Genomic DNA, 16,636 nt, shown 5'->3' on the forward strand with positions numbered 1-16,636 from the left:
AGCAATTCTTATTTAAAACATCGTATTTTTAATCTTTGCTTGAGATTTAATTTGTTCTAAATCAACTGTAATAAGATTAATAGTTACGTTGGGATTACTTCTTTTCAGTTGGTTGAAGTCAGAAGGAGTTGGAAGTTTCTTTTGTTCATACAAGGATAATCCTAAAGCCTCGGGAGCACGTTTTAGAGCCTCAGCCATACCATTTCCATAAGTTAAAGCTTCAGGAACATCTGGAAATTCGACACTGTAGACTCCAGGAGTATTGCCATTATCATCAAAAATAGCAGGATATACAACTAATCTTTTTTTCATTCATATTCTCCCTATTCAGGCGTTATTTTAAATTTGCTTGTTTTAAAATTAGATTGTAGGTCTTGAGAGGAATATCATCTTTTAGTTCAGAATAGGCAATCGTAACAAATTTGCCTTTGCCGTTAGTAAGACGATGGTGGTCTCCAACAATCCGAATTTCGTAAAAACCATGTGATTTTAATAAATTTAAGACATCTTTGACAGTATGTTCCATGATTATTCCTCGAATTGTTCTTATAATAAATACTGATGAAGTATAAGTCAAAAAATATGAATGGTAATTACAGATTCGAATAATTTATATTTCAAGAAAGATATCGTAATATTTAAGTGTTTTAAATGATTATGATAAAATTGGTATATGTTAAAAGGGGCGATATGATGAAAAAAGTATTAATTAGTCTATTGTCTGTGGGGATGCTTTTGGGAGTTTTTGGTGGAACTGGATCGAATAATTCTGGTTCACCTAATTTAATAGAAGAAACAGTACAAGCAGATTCGACAAGCAATAGTAAAACTATCAATTATGAAGTCTATAAAAATGGTTCAAATTCACTTTCACCAATGAATGCACTATTTACTAAGAGTGCTACGATAACACCAAATGATGATGGAACTTATAAAGTTACCATCACTGGTCGTGGCACTAATTTGAGTGACTTAGATGTGTCGACAATTGATGGACAAACACCTAAGATTTCAAATGGTGATAATAATCAAAAAAATATTAGTTTTAATGTAAATAGTTTAGATGATTTGGATAAAGATATTCCAGCAACAGTTCAAACCAAGGTTTTAAATTTAAATATTGATCAACAAAATGTCACATTTAAATTTGATTTGAGTTCCATGTATTCAGATGGCAATAATTCCTTTGCGGACAGTCTGAATAAGATTACGCATGCTGAGAATAATATTACTAATGGTCTTAATAATGCCAAAAGCATTGTCAGTGATTTACAAAGTAATGATGACAATGACAAAATTATTTCAACACCAAGTGATGATACCGATACTAATACGACGACAAATAATAACGACAGTAGTAATACCAATCAAGTCAGTCCAAAAACAATTTTAAAAGAATTGACATATAAGATTGCTAAAAATAATGGCGATGGTTCACTAATTTCACCATATTTTACTAATACGGCTAAATTGATGCAAAATCCTGATGGCAGTTATTACGTTGAGGCAACTATTAAGTATCCTAAGAAATTTGGAAACAACGCCTTTGAGATTAATTCAATCAATCATCAGAAACCTTTCAATGTCAGTTTTAGAAGTGAAGGCGACAGTAATTACATAACCTTTGACTTCCCAATTAAAAAAATAACAGATTTGAGCAATCTTATTCCAGGCGATATAACGATGAATATTCCTGATTTTGGGTTGAATAAAGATTTGGGCTTTGATTTGAACTTTGATGGCCTCGACCCATCCGAATTATCTAATTTGATGAGTGGAGTAGATACATCAGGCTTATCAGATTTGATTTCAAATTTAGGAAGCATCAGTGACTTGGGTGACGCTAAGCCAGTGGCAGCCAACAATAATACTGCTACCAAGAAAAGTGCGGGTACGTTACCTCAAACTGGAAATACTACTAATTACGTTTTGGTAGTTATTGGAAGTTTAGTTTTAATTTTAACAATGGTCTTATTAAAGGGTACATATTTTAAAAAAGCAAAATAGTTTATTTAATAAAAAACAGTTGTAAGAATTCTATTTTTTTAGATAATTCCTACAACTGTTTTTGTGATCTAAATTAAAAATGGTTTAAGCCTTACCACCATAATAGTCAATCCTTTAAGGTTAAAAGATTTATGCCGTAATATTCAAGTTGATTAAGATATTTATCAAGTAATGAAAAAACTAGTCGGAAGGAGCAAGAAATTTAGGCCGCTATGAAGGTGGCGTTATGGCTTTAGCCATTACACCACGGGACGAGTTTTGAGACTTGCGTTTTTTGCAAGGCTCAAAATCGAGGATGGAGACCTTGGCTCCAACCGGTCCCCATAGCGACCTAAATTTCTTGCTCCTGGAGACGGCATACTACACTTTTGCTTTGTTTTATTATCAGAATGTGTTAATAATATTCTAATAATAAAATTACTACTTGGAGGGCACCATTATGGGGGCTATCAGTGAACGCGATATTGTCACTCTTTGTGGTCAAGTGGGTACAATTCTACTAGAGAATGGTGCCGAAACGGCTCGAGTTGAAAATACAGTTGAATATGTTGGAAGAGCTGCGGATCTACCGGTTGTTTGTCACGCGACAATGACTGGTATTTTTGTTAGCTCTGAAAAAAGCGCTACGACCAGAATCTTTAAAGTGCGTGTGGGTGACTTTAATTTACAAAAAGTGGATGAAATCAATACTTTGTCCAGACAATTTACTAGTCATCAGATTACGTATGATGAATTACAAGAAGCAGTTGATCGGGTTGATCAAGAGACGCTTGATTTCTCATGGTTAACTAAATGTTTTGGAGCTGGCTTAGTTTCGATGCCACCGATGTTATTGTTTAAGGCTACTTGGGGTGATTTAGGATTAGCTTTTTTCGTGGGAATTATTGGCTATGTGGCTTCCCAATTTGTCGGACATCATACGAAAATCCCTTATATACCAGTGGCAGTCGGTAGTTTAGTAATCAGCATGTTGGCACATATACTGGGTATTTATGGAATCGCTCACGATGCTAACTACATTATTATTAGTGCTTTGATGCCACTAGTACCTGGTGTTCCAATGACCAATTCGCTAAGAGAAATTATTGAAAGAAATACTATTTCCGGATTAGTGCGAGCCACCGATGCAATTATGTCAGGTATTTCCATCGGTAGTGGTGTAATTATTGGTCAAATCGTTATTAGGACACTATTAGGAGGGTAATCATGTCAGAAATTATTTATGGTTTCATTTTCGGCTTTTTATCAAGCGTTGGTTTTGGCATCATTACGAATAATCCCCGTCGGACTTTAATACCAGCAGGACTAGTCGGAGCAGTTGCCTGGATCGTCTACATAATTGTCGGTTGGTATAATCATGGATTGATTATGCCTAATTTGATGGGAGCCGTGGTCATTGTAATTTTAGGAAATCTGTGTTCTATTTTGGTCAAAGCACCAGTTAATATTTTCTACGTTCCCTGTCTAGTTTCGTTAGTTCCTGGAGCAATTTTGTATGACAGCATGCGTAATTTTACCTTAGGACATGATAGTTTGGCAGCATATGGCTTCGTTAAAGCTTTAACAGTCGGGATGTCATTAGCCATTGGTTTCATTATTGCGGAAGTAATTGCCAATAAACTTTACCCACCTGTTAAGCGCTATTTGGCTAAGAAAGAAAAGAAGTAGTTTACAAAGAATGCAATTTAAAAAATTAGTTTGGGACAAAATTATTATTGTCTTTAAATATGCAGCGTAAACGTGGAACAAAACATAGCTTTTTCCGCTTAAAACAAGCGAGACTAGCAACCCAAAAATCGGGTTACTAGTCTCGTTTGCCTTAATGCTCGAAAGCTGAACATGTTTTGTCCCACTTTTTTTAACTATTTTTTGAAACTTGATTAACATCAAGTTCTTATACTGCCGAACCCTTTAGAATATGTCTTGTAAGTTAAGGGAGAGGTAAGCAAAATGACAAAATTAAATATATGGATTACAAAACATCAAAATAAAATAACTGCATCCATCGCAATCTTGATTGCTTTAAGTTTGCTTTCGGGCTTTGTATTAAAAATAGAAACAGCCGCAACGGTCTTTATGATCATTGCCAGTATTCTTGGAGCTATTCCAGTAGCTCTACATGCTTTTAGTGCATTGCAAAATAAAGTTATCAGTATTGAATTATTGGTAACCATTGCCGTTATCGGTGCCTTTATTATTGGAGAATATGAGGAATCCGCTGTTGTAACTTTCCTCTTTCTCTTTGGTAATTATTTGGAACAAAAGACTTTGGAAAAGACTCGTTCTTCCGTTAAAAGTTTGACCAAGATGGCTCCAACAACTGCCGAATTAGTTGATGAAGATGGCAAAACTGAAACGGTTGACGTTGACGATTTGGACGAAGGTGACCATGTTTTAGTTAAACCAGGTGGTCAAATTCCCGTTGATGGCAAAATCATTGACGGTACTGGATATATGAATGAAGCTTCAATCACTGGTGAATCAACACCGGTCAAAAAAGGTATCGGTGATAAAGTTTTCGCCGGTTCATTAACTGATAATGGGACAATTACTGTTGAAACTACTTCGGTCGGTGAAGATACAACTTTTGGTAAGATCATTGAGCTTGTTGAAGAAGCCCAAGATAGTCAATCACCTGCCGCTCGTTTCATTGATAAATTTGCTACATACTACACACCTGCTGTTTTGATTATCGGGATTCTCGTTTGGGCAATTACACGTGACTTTCCATTGGCAATCACCGTGCTTGTTCTAGGTTGCCCCGGAGCTTTGGTTATCGGTGCTCCTGTTTCAAACGTTGCCGGAATTGGTAATGGTGCTAAAAATGGTATTTTAATGAAAGGTGGCAATGCCGTTAATAGTTTTTCACATGTGGATACTTTAGTTCTTGATAAAACTGGTACATTAACTACCGGTAAAATGAGTGTTACTGATGTGGATAACTTTGGTGACAAGGAAAAGAACCTAGCTTTACTAGCCGCTGTGGAAAAAACTTCTGATCACCCACTAGGTCAAGCTATCGTTAAATATGCAACTGACCAAAATGTGACCGCAACACCTACACTACCAGAATTAGATACTGTTAAAGGCCAAGGTTTAGTTGGTCAAAATGATAATTTCAAAATCCTTGTTGGTAATGAACGTTTGATGAAAGCCAACGATGTTCAAATTTCTGCTGAGCAAAAACAAGCTATTACTAAACGTATGAATGATGGTGATTCAGTCGTCTTAATGGCTATTGATCAAGAATTACAATTAGTTGTCGGTGTTAATGACCAACTAAGACCAGATGCCCGTGAAGGACTTCAAGCTTTGAAAGATGCTGGCTTAAAGAGAATCGTCATGTTAACTGGTGACAACAAAGTTGCAGCTCAACGTGTCGCTGATAGGTTACCAATTGATGAAGTTCACGCTGAACTATTGCCAGAAGATAAAGTTACTTTTGTTAAGAAGTTTCAAGAACAAGGTAGTACCGTAGCATTCGTAGGTGATGGGATCAATGATAGTCCTTCACTAGCTACTGCAGATATTGGTATCGGAATGGGTACAGGGACTGATGTCGCTATTGAAACAGCCGATATTATCCTTGTTAAATCAAGCTTCGACGCTCTAGCACATGCTTATGTTTTGGCTAAGAAGACTGTTGCTAATACGAAAGAAAATATCTTCATCGCTGTTGGAACAGTCGCATTACTACTATTAGGTTTGATTGTTGGTGTTATCCATATGGGTAGCGGAATGTTCGTCCATGAAATTAGTATTTTAGTCGTTATCTTTAATGCGATGAGATTAATTAAAAATAAATCTTCAAAACTTGATTCAAATCAAGTTCTCAATCCAGCAAACTAAGTAAGATAGTATTTGTAAGTTAGTTGAGCGAGTGAGTTATTACTCGCGAGCTGTAAGTGGTTTAAGGGGGGGCCGCCTCCAGGAACAAGAAATTTATTGTTGCTGTGGGGAACGACTGGAGCCAAGGTCTCCAGTCTCGATTTTGAACTTCGAGAAAGTCGCTCGAATTTCAAAACTCGTCCCGTGGTGTAAGCACTAAAGTGCTAACGCCACCTTCACAGCAACATAAATTTCTTGTTCCTTCCGGCTAAATTATTCGTTGATTTTAATAAATGAATATGAATGATTCATGAAACGGAAGAAATAAGTAAAAAAGCTTAAAACATTTACAGCTCGTGGGTAATGAGACTTCACCGCGAAGAATTTAGATATATGGAGGAATCAATTATGGCAAAAGCAATTTTACAATTAGGTGAATTAACATGCCCATCATGTATGACTAAGATTCAAAAGGCTGTTGAGAATCAAAATGGTGTTTCTAACGTCAAGGTTCTCTTCAATGCAGGTAAGGTTAGAGCTGATTTTGATGAGGGTCAAACTTCAGCTGATGATTTAGCTAAGGTAATTACAGATTTAGGATATGAAGTATTAAAAGTTAAAGTTAAGGAGCTTGCATAATGACTGAATTAACAATTGATGAAAAATTTGCAGCTGAACAAAAACAGGCTGATGCAGATCACCATAAACCAACTGCTGGGGCTATGACTGGACATATTGTTTCCAATCATTTCCTATTGAATATTAAGTTACATCAAATCAAATGGTTTATTAAAGGCGCTAATGCCGAGAATTACAAAGCTGTTTTGAATCAAACAATTGACGAAAATAATGCTTGGTATGATAAGATAGCCGATGAATTACTAGATGAAGGTGAACTTCCTCCTTCAACGATGAAAGAATATTCTGACTATGCGATGATTAATGAAGATGGCAAGAACAAGTACTTGAGTGCTGAAGAAATGTTACAAACAGTCGTTGATGATTTCAGTACTGATAATATGTTTGTCACACGTGCTATCAAGTTGGCTGAAAAAGAAGACCGTCCATTTATGGCTCAAGTTTTAGTTCAACTATTAGGTTTCAATAATCACCAAATCAGAATTTATCAAGCTTTGCTAGGCAAGAGTGCCCGTGAAGGCTTTGAAGAGGAAGATGACGAAGATTTCGATTAAGGGGCAAGAATAAATGGCAAAATTAGCGCATGACCATACCGCAGAGGATTGTGTAGAGTTAGTTTCGATCTTTGAAAATTTATCAAAGGCTGATAAAAATACCATCGCAACTTTGGTGACTCACCATCACTATAAGAGTGGAGAATATTTATTTTCTGCTGGGGATGCAGCTGACTCACTAATCATTGTGGCTCATGGTCAGGCGAAAGTTTTCCAAATGTCTGCCAATGGCAAAGAGCAGATGTTGCGCATTTTACAAACAGGGGACTTCGATGGAGAAGCAGCCTTGTTCGCAAATTCCGATCACAATAGCTTTGCTCAAGCTTTAATGGACACCGCCGTTTGCCAGATTACACGTAGTGATTTCCAAAAGTTAATGCAAGAGACACCAGAGTTGGCCGTTAATATGGTTAATGCCTTAGGACGCCGAGTTGGACAACTAGAGCAACAAACAACCGAAGTTACAACAGCCAGCGTTGAAAGCCGCTTAGCTAACTATCTATTGGAAACAAGCGCTGGTTTAGATGACGACGTATTCACCCTTCCACTTAAAAAGAAAGATATTGCGACGTATTTGGGAACAACACCTGAAACAATCAGTCGTAAATTAACATCCTTGGATAAACAAGGCATGATTAAAAAAATCACTAATAATAAATTTAAAATCTTAGACGCTGATCGATTAATGATGATTGATTAAAGATAGAGAGTGAGGTGGGGCGGTAAACTCCCGAGCATTTTCGTAGGATTGCGAATTACACACTGAACTTGCGTGCGATTTGTAATTCTATGAAAAGCAAAAGGAGTTGCCTCACCGTAGCTCGTTTCAAAGTTATTGCATATATAAGTTTTTCAATCATCGTAAAGATAAAAAAATCTTTGGATTAATAATCCAAGGATTTTTTTCTATTAAATTATTTAATAACTAAAGGCCAAAGGATTACAAATATGATTTAAACTTTTGTGCTCGGGTTGTCGTTGATACAGAAGTAGTCATGATTATGAATTGACGGTTGGTGGAAAAATGCACGTTATTTATATTAAAAATGCGGGTAATTTACCTGAGAATGCTAATCGGAAGGTAATGTTACAAGATACCAGCATGGGTGATTATAATATGGTAAATTCGCCGGCGATTGTACATACATATGCTAAGAACGGTAATTTGTATGCATCTATGGAAGCAAAGATTCCTTTCTCTGATTTACATGGGGCAGTAGCTGGAAATCAAGATATTTCGATGAAAACACCGCTTCTAGGTAATAAAGTAGTTTATGCCAAAGGAGCCGGAACAGGACCAGTTGTTTTGGCCAGTGTTGGTTTCGGAATCGCTGTATTAAGTCTCTTTACAGTTCCAAAATTAAGAAAGAAATTTGCAAAATAAGTAAAAAATAATTATAAATTGTTGCTACTTTTGCAAATTGTTATTATTTTGTTGTCTTCTCTATGACATTTAAATGTGTATACATTAGTCGTATTATGTCTATCATATGATGATATAATGGAATTGATGAGAGAGGGGATTGCATGAAAAAATTAATCGTAGCAATGTTAGTTCTATTAGGATTAGCATCTTTTAGCGTGACGACAAATGTTCAGGCTGCTGTAACAAGCAATCCAACAAACGATACAACAGGTATTAAGATTGATGGACATTTTAATGATTGGAAAGATAAGCCAATCACTGACATTAAATCTGGTAATGATGATTACAATATTAAACACGAATCTTTATTAGCTGATCAAAATAATATTTATTTCTATTTAAATATGTCACCAGAGCATGGTTATGGATATTCTACTATCCAACCTTCAGGTTATGAGTTGACTGTTGGAGATAAGCAATTCTCTTTAACTGTTCAAAATCCGTATAACTTACAAGTAAATCAACCAAGAAAAGTTAACTTACAAATCTGGGAGCATGATAAAGCCGGTTACGGTAAGGTTAATAAAGTTACTACCAAAGCGGATGTCTATCTAAATAGAATTCCAATCAATGTTGATAAGGGTGTTGGGCAAGGATATACCGAAGAAATGGAATTTAAACTTCCATTATCAGAACTAGGTATTACCGGAACGACATCTCAAGAAATAACTATGACAAACAGAAATCTAGGGGACCAAACTTTACACGTAATGGGTGGAAGTACTGGTCCAGTTGTCTTAGCTATTAGTGGCTTTGCAATTGCATTATTTGCAGTTATTAAAATGCCCAAGATAAACGAATTAAGGAAGTCGCTACATGAATAGTATTTTGCTATTCGGCATTATCATTTGGATATATATGCTGTCAGTTCTAAAAAGAGCGAAACTGACAGCATTTTCTTTTATCGTCGGTAGTGTCGGATTTTTCTTCATTTTAATGGCAATGAGTACACCATATTGGATATGGTTTTTTACCCATGCCGTGATTAATGGTGTTGCTGGTCTAGGGAAATTAGGTCATATGTGCCAAGTTTATTTGAAATATGGTCTAGTTTATATTTCCAATCAATATTCACCAGTAACGATGCAAATTGACTATGAATGTTCCGGTATTATTGAGACGATGGCTTACATTAGTTTGCTAGCCTTTTATCCAACTTATTCTCGCAAGGAAAAAGTTTTCTATCTATTGATGGGAATGCTTTGGATATATTTGTCTAACGTTTTGCGTTTGATGATGGTTATCGTTATGGTCCATTTTGGAGGTGCAGGTTTATTTTACTTGTCACATTCCATCTTGGGTCGGATTGTCTTTTACTTGTTAGTCATTATCCTTTACTACAATGTCTTCACGTATTCTCGACTATCCCGAGGACTATATAAAATTTTTAAGGAAAGAATAAGACGAGCATGAGATATTTTTGGTATCTAACAGTCAGACAAATGGGATTTTGGCTAACTTGGATTTTGATTCCAATTGTAGTTGAGATTGTGCCGGCATTTATCTCAGCTTTCATCTTAATGTTTAAAAATAGACATCCAGTTGAAGAACCAATGCCCATGAAATTACCGTTTATTACGGTAATTGTGCCGGTTTATAATTCAGAAGATACGCTTTATAACTGTGTTAAATCAATTAAGGATTCAACTTATCCGAGCAAACTGATTCAAGTTATTTTGGCTGATAATCAAAGTACAGATAATAGTTTCAAAGAGTTTGCCCGAGCACAGACTGATTTTGGCTTGAATATGCAATTGATCAAGACTAAAAAGGGTAAAGCTAATGCCTTAAATGCGTCCATTTATCAATCAATTGGGACTTATATTATCAATATTGATAGTGATGGGACACTTGAAGAACACGCTTTAATGAATGTTGTATTGAAATTTGAAAATAATTTAGATATCTCAGCATTAACAGGAACAATTTTACCTCGTAAGGATATGGTTAAGCGGACCAAGAATTTCCCATTAAGATTATTACGACAAAATGAGTATTTTGAATATGCACAAGCCTTTCTATCTGGGCGAGTTATTGAATCATACAGTGATCAGTTATTTACAATGTCGGGGGCTTTTTCAGCTTTTCGGAAGTCCACAATTATGAAAACTTTCATGTATGACACACAAACTTTGGGAGAAGACACGGAAATGACTTTTCAAATTCGTGATCGCCTGAAGAAAAAGGTTTTGATATGTACTGATGCTATTTTTTATATTGAACCAATTAGTGGCTTAGATGAATTGTATCGACAACGGCAACGCTGGCAACGTGGTGAACTAGAAGTGGCCAAGTCATATATGCGTAATAATGCCAGTTTGAAAAACTTTTTTACTAATTTCTTAGTTAGAAGAATGTTGATTGATCATACGTTTATTTTCCCCAAGATGATTTGGATGTTTGCTAGTTTTGTTTTAATATTTTTGCGGTATTCACCTGTGATTTTGGGAATGTCTTATATAATTATTTACTTCTTATACGTTCTAGTTTCGGCACTAAATTATGCTTGCGTTAGAATGTTACTGAGAAGGTTTGAGAATGAAGAGCGCTTTTACGCCAAGCTATTTTGGGTGGCACTTACTTTACCAATGTATAACTTTATTTGTTCATGGTTCAGATTGATTGGTTCTTTAAATGTTTCCGGTGAAGAGCAATGGAATTCGTTGGGATTTAAGGATGAATCAACTGCCGTTAAAAAGGTTGTTAAAGGCGACGTTCGGAATTTAGAGAGGAATCGAAATTGAATATAGATGGTTTTGAAACATATAGTACTTATAAATTAACGTCATATATTAATGCCAGTCATGCTGTCCGTTGGGAAGGTGGCATGGGAAAAGAGCACATGCATACGTGGGCCGTTATTTGTGAGATTCATGTTAATAATAATCAGATGGTGCCATTCAATCAGATTGAAAATGAACTAAAGGAAGTCTCTTCGAGGGTTTCTGGTAAATTTTTAAATGAGGTACCACCTTTTGACCACGTTAATCCGACATTGGAAAATTTGACGACATACTTCTTCCAAGTTATCACGGAACTATTGCGTAAAAGTAATGCCGTTTTGACACGCTTGGAAATTGGTGAATCACCAACCAGATTTTATTGCATAACTTTGAAGTAATAGGTGATGAGGATGAAGAAAAAGTTTTTTAAATTTGGGAGTAAAGTTGTTAAATATTTGTTTTACTTCTTGTTTTTACTGACGCTTTATTTTGCTATCACATCGCCTAATTTAATTTTAGGTGACAATAGTGTGACGGGTTCAGGAACAACACTTTATACGACAGCGTTCATTATTTTAGCTATCGCCTTATTAGTGACTTTTTATACGTATAATTCATGGTCAGATTTATTGAAGTTTATTTTTATTGATCGGCGATGGATTACGGCTAGTGTAATGATTGGGTTGGCTATAATTGTGCAAATCATCTTTGTTTGGAATGTTCATCCGGCAATTGGATTTGATCCGGGTGCCTTACATCAAGCGCTCTATAATACGACTGACCCAGAGACAAAAGCTTATTTTTCGCTGTATCCAAACAATATTGCAACGATGTTGATCATGCATCAAGTGGCCGTGTTGTTTCACAGTCGTTCGTGGTTATTGTTTGATATTATAACGACGTTATTAGTTGATATATCGGCGTTATTTAATATCTTAAGTGTTGCGGTGATTGACCGGAAAAAAGTGCCTTTAGCGATGTACATTCATGCGTTATGGCTGATGCTATTTCCAATGATAATCGTTCCATATACTGATGCTTGGGTATTGCCATTAGTATCGTTGTATAGTTTTTTGTATATCGTGATGCGTTATGGAAAGTTTGCTTGGGGCTGGAAAATTCCAATTGCGGTGTTATTTGGGATGACAGTTGTTTTCTCATACTTTATTAAACCCTCGGCAATCGTTGGGATTATTGCAATTGGCTTGATTGAATTTTTGTATTTATTCAAAGGCAAGTTTTCGTTTAAAAAGGCCTTGAATGAATTCATTTTTGCTTTGATTGTGGTGATTGCCATGGTACCAACGTATTCGATTAGTAATTACGCTATTGATCATCAAAAATATATGGAAATCAATACTTCCCGTGCTATCGTGCCACTTCATTTCATGAGTATGGGTGTTTCTGGTGAAGGTGGATATAATGCCCATGATGCCTTAATGATGGCCAAAATGCCTAATAAACAAGCTCAAGTAGATTATTCTAAAAAGGTTTTGATTAAGCGTTTGAAGAAAAAAGGCTTTTTCGGATATATTAAGTTTCTCTTTAAAAAGCACGCTAACAATACAACTGACGGAACATTTGCCTGGATTAAAGAAGGTCACTTTATTATTGGTAATACGAATCCATCGCATAAAGGTTTTGCTGGAAAAATTCGGAATTTCGTCTATTTGTACGGAACCAATTTAGGTGATTTTCGATATGTAGCCCAAGTTTGGTGGGTCTTCTTGTTAGCAGCGATTGCCTTTAATTGGAAAGATGATCGTAAATTGATTCAGATGTTAAGATTGACGATTATTGGTGGATTCATCTTCTTGCTACTATTTGAAGGTGGCCGTAGTCGTTACTTAATTCAATATTTGCCAGCATTCTTGATTTTAGCAACCTTGTCGTGGAGCAATTCGTGGCAATGGCTGAAAGGTATGCTTTGGTGGGTCGATAAAGATAAAAAATAACGCAGATTATAATTAATCTGCGTTATTTTTATGGATACGTGTTATCCGTATGATTTTGCCATATTAGATTGATATGTTCGGTAATTGATGATATTTTAATTACACTAAATGGTGTGTATGGGAGATTAAAATATGTTTACTCTAGAAGAAATTCTGCAAAAGGGTGTTACCGCCGGGGTTAATAAGTTAAAAAAGACACTGGTTGCCAAGATGATTTTAGGATTCATTGGTGGGGCAATGATTTCCATTGGCTTTTTAGCCTATGTCCGCGTGACAGCATCAATTCCGAATGATTTGGCGAGTGTTAAAGCTTTAGTTGGTGGGTCAGTCTTTCCAATCGGTTTAATTGTTATCTTGCTAGCAGGGGGCGAGTTGGCGACGGGAAATATGATGACAGTGGGAACGGCTATTTTCTCTAAGAAAGCTAGTTTATTAGATTATGTTAAAAACCTAGCCATTATCACTTTATTCAATTTTATTGGAGCTGTTTTTGTGGCTTATTTCTTTGGCCATGTTGCTGGGTTAACTCACGTCGCTCCATTCCAACAAGCTGTAATTAATATTGCTGCCGGTAAAACTGGGGCTAGTTTTTGGTCAGCCTTTGTTTCTGGTGTCGGTTGTAATTGGCTAGTTGGACTAGCGGTTTGGCTATCCTTTGGTGCTAAAGATGCTGCTGGTAAGATTCTAGGTATTTGGTTCCCAATTATGATTTTCGTAGCCGTTGGATTCCAACATAGTATTGCTAATTGCTTCATCATTCCAGCAGCTATTTTTGAGAGTGGTAGTACATGGTGGTTATTCTTACAAAACTTTGTGCCTGTTTTTCTTGGTAATATTGTTGGTGGATTGGTATTTGTTGCCGGATTTTATTACTTGAGTTATAAAATAAAAAATACAGATTAGATTTGAGCCTTTCGTTTAAAACAAAATAACTTCAACAATCCAAAATTGGTTCTTTCTCAAGCTTAGTTACAAAATCGAAATCAAAAGACTAGTTTTTCATCATCATTTTTGTCACTGTGCGATGATGAAAAACTGGTCTTTTTTGTATTTTATAAACTATTATCGTAATCCATAATTGTCCAAGTTAACGTTCCACTATATTTCTTAGAACTAGATAGACCATAATTCCTTAAAAGTAATCCGGAATCTGTAGTCCACTTATTCAATTTAGAAATTGAAGTAGTTGTTTCTGTATCATATGACTTATTATCACTAGCAATTATCGCAGGGTTATTTGTCAGAATGGTTGTAGTTGAGGCATTCTTATTAACAATCACACCATTGAATTTAGAATCGCCATTGGTCAATTCACTAGCTGATACTTGTAACATCCAAGGATTTCGATAACTAGTAACTGAAACGTCATAGTTATTGGCACGATGAATGTATTCTTTCAAAGATAGGTAATTGATGGATTGGAATTGGAGTGCCTCATCGGCGTTCAATTCTAATAGGTGATTAGGTTCAACTTGAATATTATAAGTGGTTGTATTCGAGGTGACACCATCGTTATCAATAGCACTGATAGTAACCTTTTGGGTTTCGTTGTTCGGGAATAAACTCCAGAAATCTAAACCAGCTTTTTCAATGACTGTTCTTAAAGGAATCACGTCGCTTAAAGTATCAGAATTGGCTGAAACGGTCGTATTATAAGTTAAATTGTGATTACCGACACTGATTTGATAATGAATCGGATCATTGGCTGTAAACTGGGGACTAGTTTTTCCAGTGTAATTAAGTTTTGTGCTTAAATTTAACGTTGCGTCATCCTGTTGATAAATAAGCGTAACAGGGTCAGTCATTGGATTAGTTAGATTCAAAGTCCAATCTTTTTTGTAAAGAACCGTAAATCTAGGAGTACTTGTTGATTCAATATTGTTCGAACCAGTGAAGATTGCGGGCTGGTCATTAACTTTAATGTCAGCGTCGGTTTCATTGACTGCAGTTCCGTTGATGATGATGTCAGCTATTTTTGAGGTCGCTGAAATGTTACCGAGATTTTGTAAGAAAGTATAATTGATTGTTTGAAGTCCGTCGGAAGCGGTTGATAGTGCTGAAGCTGGAATAGGTTCTGTTTTACCATTTTCATATTTAATGGTACCGATGTTTCCATCAGCAGTATCATAAGTAATATTTTTAGGTAAAATAATTTTTGCGGCAATATTCTTCCAATCTTCACGACCATCTTCGTAAGTCAATTTGTAGTCAAGTTGCATTTTATCACCACTAGCAACTTTACGGTCTGTCGTATCACCAGTTCCACCATCAGGATCATCGAACATGACTTTGTTCTTTGTTGTGTCGGTTACGGTTGTGTCGATTGAAGCATTAACCAAATCTGGAATCGATTCGACGGAAACTAATTTACTGGCAACATTTTTATTAATGTTGTTATTGGCTCCTGTGAATCCCCAATAAATTTTGCTGTCTGAAGTGATATTACCTAACTGAGCCATATCAACCGTGATATTATCGTCAATACGATTGTCTCGATTATTTATTGATCCATCAGGATCTCTATCGTTAAATGAATAAGAAATAGTTGCTGTTTTTAAATCAGCTGAAGGCATCCATCTAAAGGTAAGATGATGCCAGGCAACCTTGTTACCCTCAGCGTCGGTACTATCAGAAAGGTCAGCACCTTGTTGACGATGAATGTGAAACATGGAATATCCCTTATCAAGTGAATTATAAAAAGAGGTATTATCTATGGACAGTGGATAGTAGGTTGCAGGATCACTTGGATAAGTTAAGGCAATATGACCGTAGGATCCAGCTGCACCCAAAACTGTATCGTCTGGGAATCCGGCTGGAGCAGGGACGGAAATACTTTTTGTGTCAAAAGTATTGGCAGAATAGTAGGAATAAAGAGCATCTATAGAATACATAATTGGTGGATAGATAGCCGAAGCAGAATCTTGTTTTTGGGTATCAAATTCAAGTGCAATACTGTTCTGGACTGCTGTTTTAGCCACAGCCTCAGGGGTAGCTAGAGAAGTAGAAAGTCCTTTGTTAGTAGTCTTATCGTAGCCATAAACGCCAAGGCCCTCTTGACCGGCGCCCATTTCAGTTGAACCATCTTGATTGTTTTGTAGTACTAAAGCCATACCTTGTCCATTGACTGTTTCTGAACTTTCACCAGAACCGAAACTCAACCAAGCAGAGAGTGTTTGTGGTTTACCCGCTTTAAAATAAGCTGTGTCAAGATTTGACCAAGCAGCGCCGTATGAACCGGTTTTGTCAGTGACAGCTGGATATATTGGGAATGGCCATCCTGAACCAGCTGCAGTATTATCTGCGCTATTGGTACTAGTGCCATGAGCCAATACTAAAACCTTATTATTGTTGGAAATAAATGCTGAATTAGACTTAAATCTGAAAGAACTGTCAGACGAATTATTAGTTGGATTTTTAATAGTAAAATAATTACTCATCAATAGACCAGTTGGAGCTTTACTAATAGTATCTTGGTCAGCACTGCTCAAATCAGAATCTGTTGCG

Annotated in this window: 17 protein-coding genes; 14 read left to right on the top strand and 3 right to left on the bottom strand. The window is 36.2% G+C overall.

Annotation, left to right across the window (positions count from 1 at the left end; genetic code table 11):
* Nucleotides 1-12: 12 nt before the first annotated feature.
* A complete protein-coding gene (locus D1B17_RS00630) occupies nt 13-312 on the bottom strand; it encodes a type II toxin-antitoxin system HicB family antitoxin (protein WP_120143857.1) in 300 nt (99 codons plus the stop codon).
* A gap of 22 nt (nt 313-334) precedes the next feature.
* Complete coding sequence (locus D1B17_RS00635) at nt 335-526, bottom strand: type II toxin-antitoxin system HicA family toxin (protein ID WP_120143854.1); 192 nt, start codon at nt 524-526, stop codon at nt 335-337.
* 164 nt (nt 527-690) lie between these two features.
* On the opposite strand from D1B17_RS00635, the gene D1B17_RS00640 reads away from it, so the two are divergent.
* From D1B17_RS00640 to D1B17_RS00705, 14 genes are all read left to right on the top strand, one after another.
* Entirely contained in the window at nt 691-2,007 is a 1,317-nt protein-coding gene (locus D1B17_RS00640; RefSeq protein ID WP_166806583.1) for an NEAT domain-containing protein, read from the top strand.
* Between the two features lie 439 nt (nt 2,008-2,446).
* Complete coding sequence (locus D1B17_RS00645; RefSeq protein WP_205880149.1) at nt 2,447-3,211, top strand: threonine/serine exporter family protein; 765 nt, start codon at nt 2,447-2,449, stop codon at nt 3,209-3,211.
* Nucleotides 3,212-3,213: 2 nt separating this feature from the next.
* A complete protein-coding gene (locus D1B17_RS00650) occupies nt 3,214-3,675 on the top strand; it encodes a threonine/serine exporter family protein (RefSeq protein ID WP_120143848.1) in 462 nt (153 codons plus the stop codon).
* Nucleotides 3,676-3,957: 282 nt separating this feature from the next.
* Nucleotides 3,958-5,856: a heavy metal translocating P-type ATPase gene (locus D1B17_RS00655; protein WP_120143846.1), complete on the top strand. Its 1,899-nt coding sequence runs from the start codon at nt 3,958-3,960 to the stop codon at nt 5,854-5,856.
* 387 nt (nt 5,857-6,243) lie between these two features.
* Nucleotides 6,244-6,474, top strand: coding sequence for a heavy-metal-associated domain-containing protein (locus D1B17_RS00660; protein WP_120143844.1), 231 nt, complete (start codon nt 6,244-6,246; stop codon nt 6,472-6,474).
* Complete coding sequence (locus D1B17_RS00665; RefSeq protein WP_120143841.1) at nt 6,474-7,028, top strand: ferritin-like domain-containing protein; 555 nt, start codon at nt 6,474-6,476, stop codon at nt 7,026-7,028. Before D1B17_RS00660 ends, D1B17_RS00665 begins: the two co-directional genes overlap by 1 nt.
* Nucleotides 7,029-7,041: 13 nt before the next feature.
* Complete coding sequence (locus D1B17_RS00670; protein WP_120143838.1) at nt 7,042-7,728, top strand: Crp/Fnr family transcriptional regulator; 687 nt, start codon at nt 7,042-7,044, stop codon at nt 7,726-7,728.
* Between the two features lie 324 nt (nt 7,729-8,052).
* Nucleotides 8,053-8,412: a Firmicu-CTERM sorting domain-containing protein gene (locus D1B17_RS00675; RefSeq protein WP_120143836.1), complete on the top strand. Its 360-nt coding sequence runs from the start codon at nt 8,053-8,055 to the stop codon at nt 8,410-8,412.
* 143 nt (nt 8,413-8,555) lie between these two features.
* Nucleotides 8,556-9,278: a Firmicu-CTERM sorting domain-containing protein gene (locus D1B17_RS00680; RefSeq protein ID WP_120143834.1), complete on the top strand. Its 723-nt coding sequence runs from the start codon at nt 8,556-8,558 to the stop codon at nt 9,276-9,278.
* Entirely contained in the window at nt 9,271-9,867 is a 597-nt protein-coding gene (xrtG, locus tag D1B17_RS00685; RefSeq protein WP_120143832.1) for an exosortase family protein XrtG, read from the top strand. The genes D1B17_RS00680 and xrtG overlap by 8 nt, the downstream gene beginning before the upstream one ends.
* A complete protein-coding gene (locus tag D1B17_RS00690; RefSeq protein WP_120143829.1) occupies nt 9,864-11,198 on the top strand; it encodes a TIGR03111 family XrtG-associated glycosyltransferase in 1,335 nt (444 codons plus the stop codon). The genes xrtG and D1B17_RS00690 overlap by 4 nt, the downstream gene beginning before the upstream one ends.
* Nucleotides 11,195-11,575, top strand: a complete 381-nt coding sequence (locus D1B17_RS00695; RefSeq protein WP_237389416.1) for a 6-carboxytetrahydropterin synthase — start codon at nt 11,195-11,197, stop codon at nt 11,573-11,575. The genes D1B17_RS00690 and D1B17_RS00695 overlap by 4 nt, the downstream gene beginning before the upstream one ends.
* A 12-nt stretch (nt 11,576-11,587) precedes the next feature.
* The gene (locus tag D1B17_RS00700) at nt 11,588-13,132 is read left to right on the top strand and encodes a TIGR03766 family XrtG-associated glycosyltransferase (protein ID WP_120143826.1); all 1,545 of its coding nucleotides are present in this window, start codon (nt 11,588-11,590) and stop codon (nt 13,130-13,132) included.
* 132 nt (nt 13,133-13,264) lie between these two features.
* Nucleotides 13,265-14,035 carry a formate/nitrite transporter family protein gene (locus tag D1B17_RS00705; RefSeq protein WP_120143824.1) on the top strand — a complete coding sequence of 257 codons (771 nt, stop codon included), beginning with the start codon at nt 13,265-13,267 and terminating at the stop codon, nt 14,033-14,035.
* 149 nt (nt 14,036-14,184) lie between these two features.
* On the opposite strand, the gene D1B17_RS00710 is transcribed toward D1B17_RS00705, so the two are convergent.
* The gene (locus D1B17_RS00710; RefSeq protein ID WP_120143821.1) at nt 14,185-16,620 is read right to left on the bottom strand and encodes a hypothetical protein; all 2,436 of its coding nucleotides are present in this window, start codon (nt 16,618-16,620) and stop codon (nt 14,185-14,187) included.
* Between the last annotated feature and the right edge of the window lie 16 nt (nt 16,621-16,636).

It is taken from the genome of Companilactobacillus zhachilii (assembly GCF_003606365.2).
GTDB classification, from domain to species: Bacteria; Bacillota; Bacilli; order Lactobacillales; family Lactobacillaceae; genus Companilactobacillus; species Companilactobacillus zhachilii.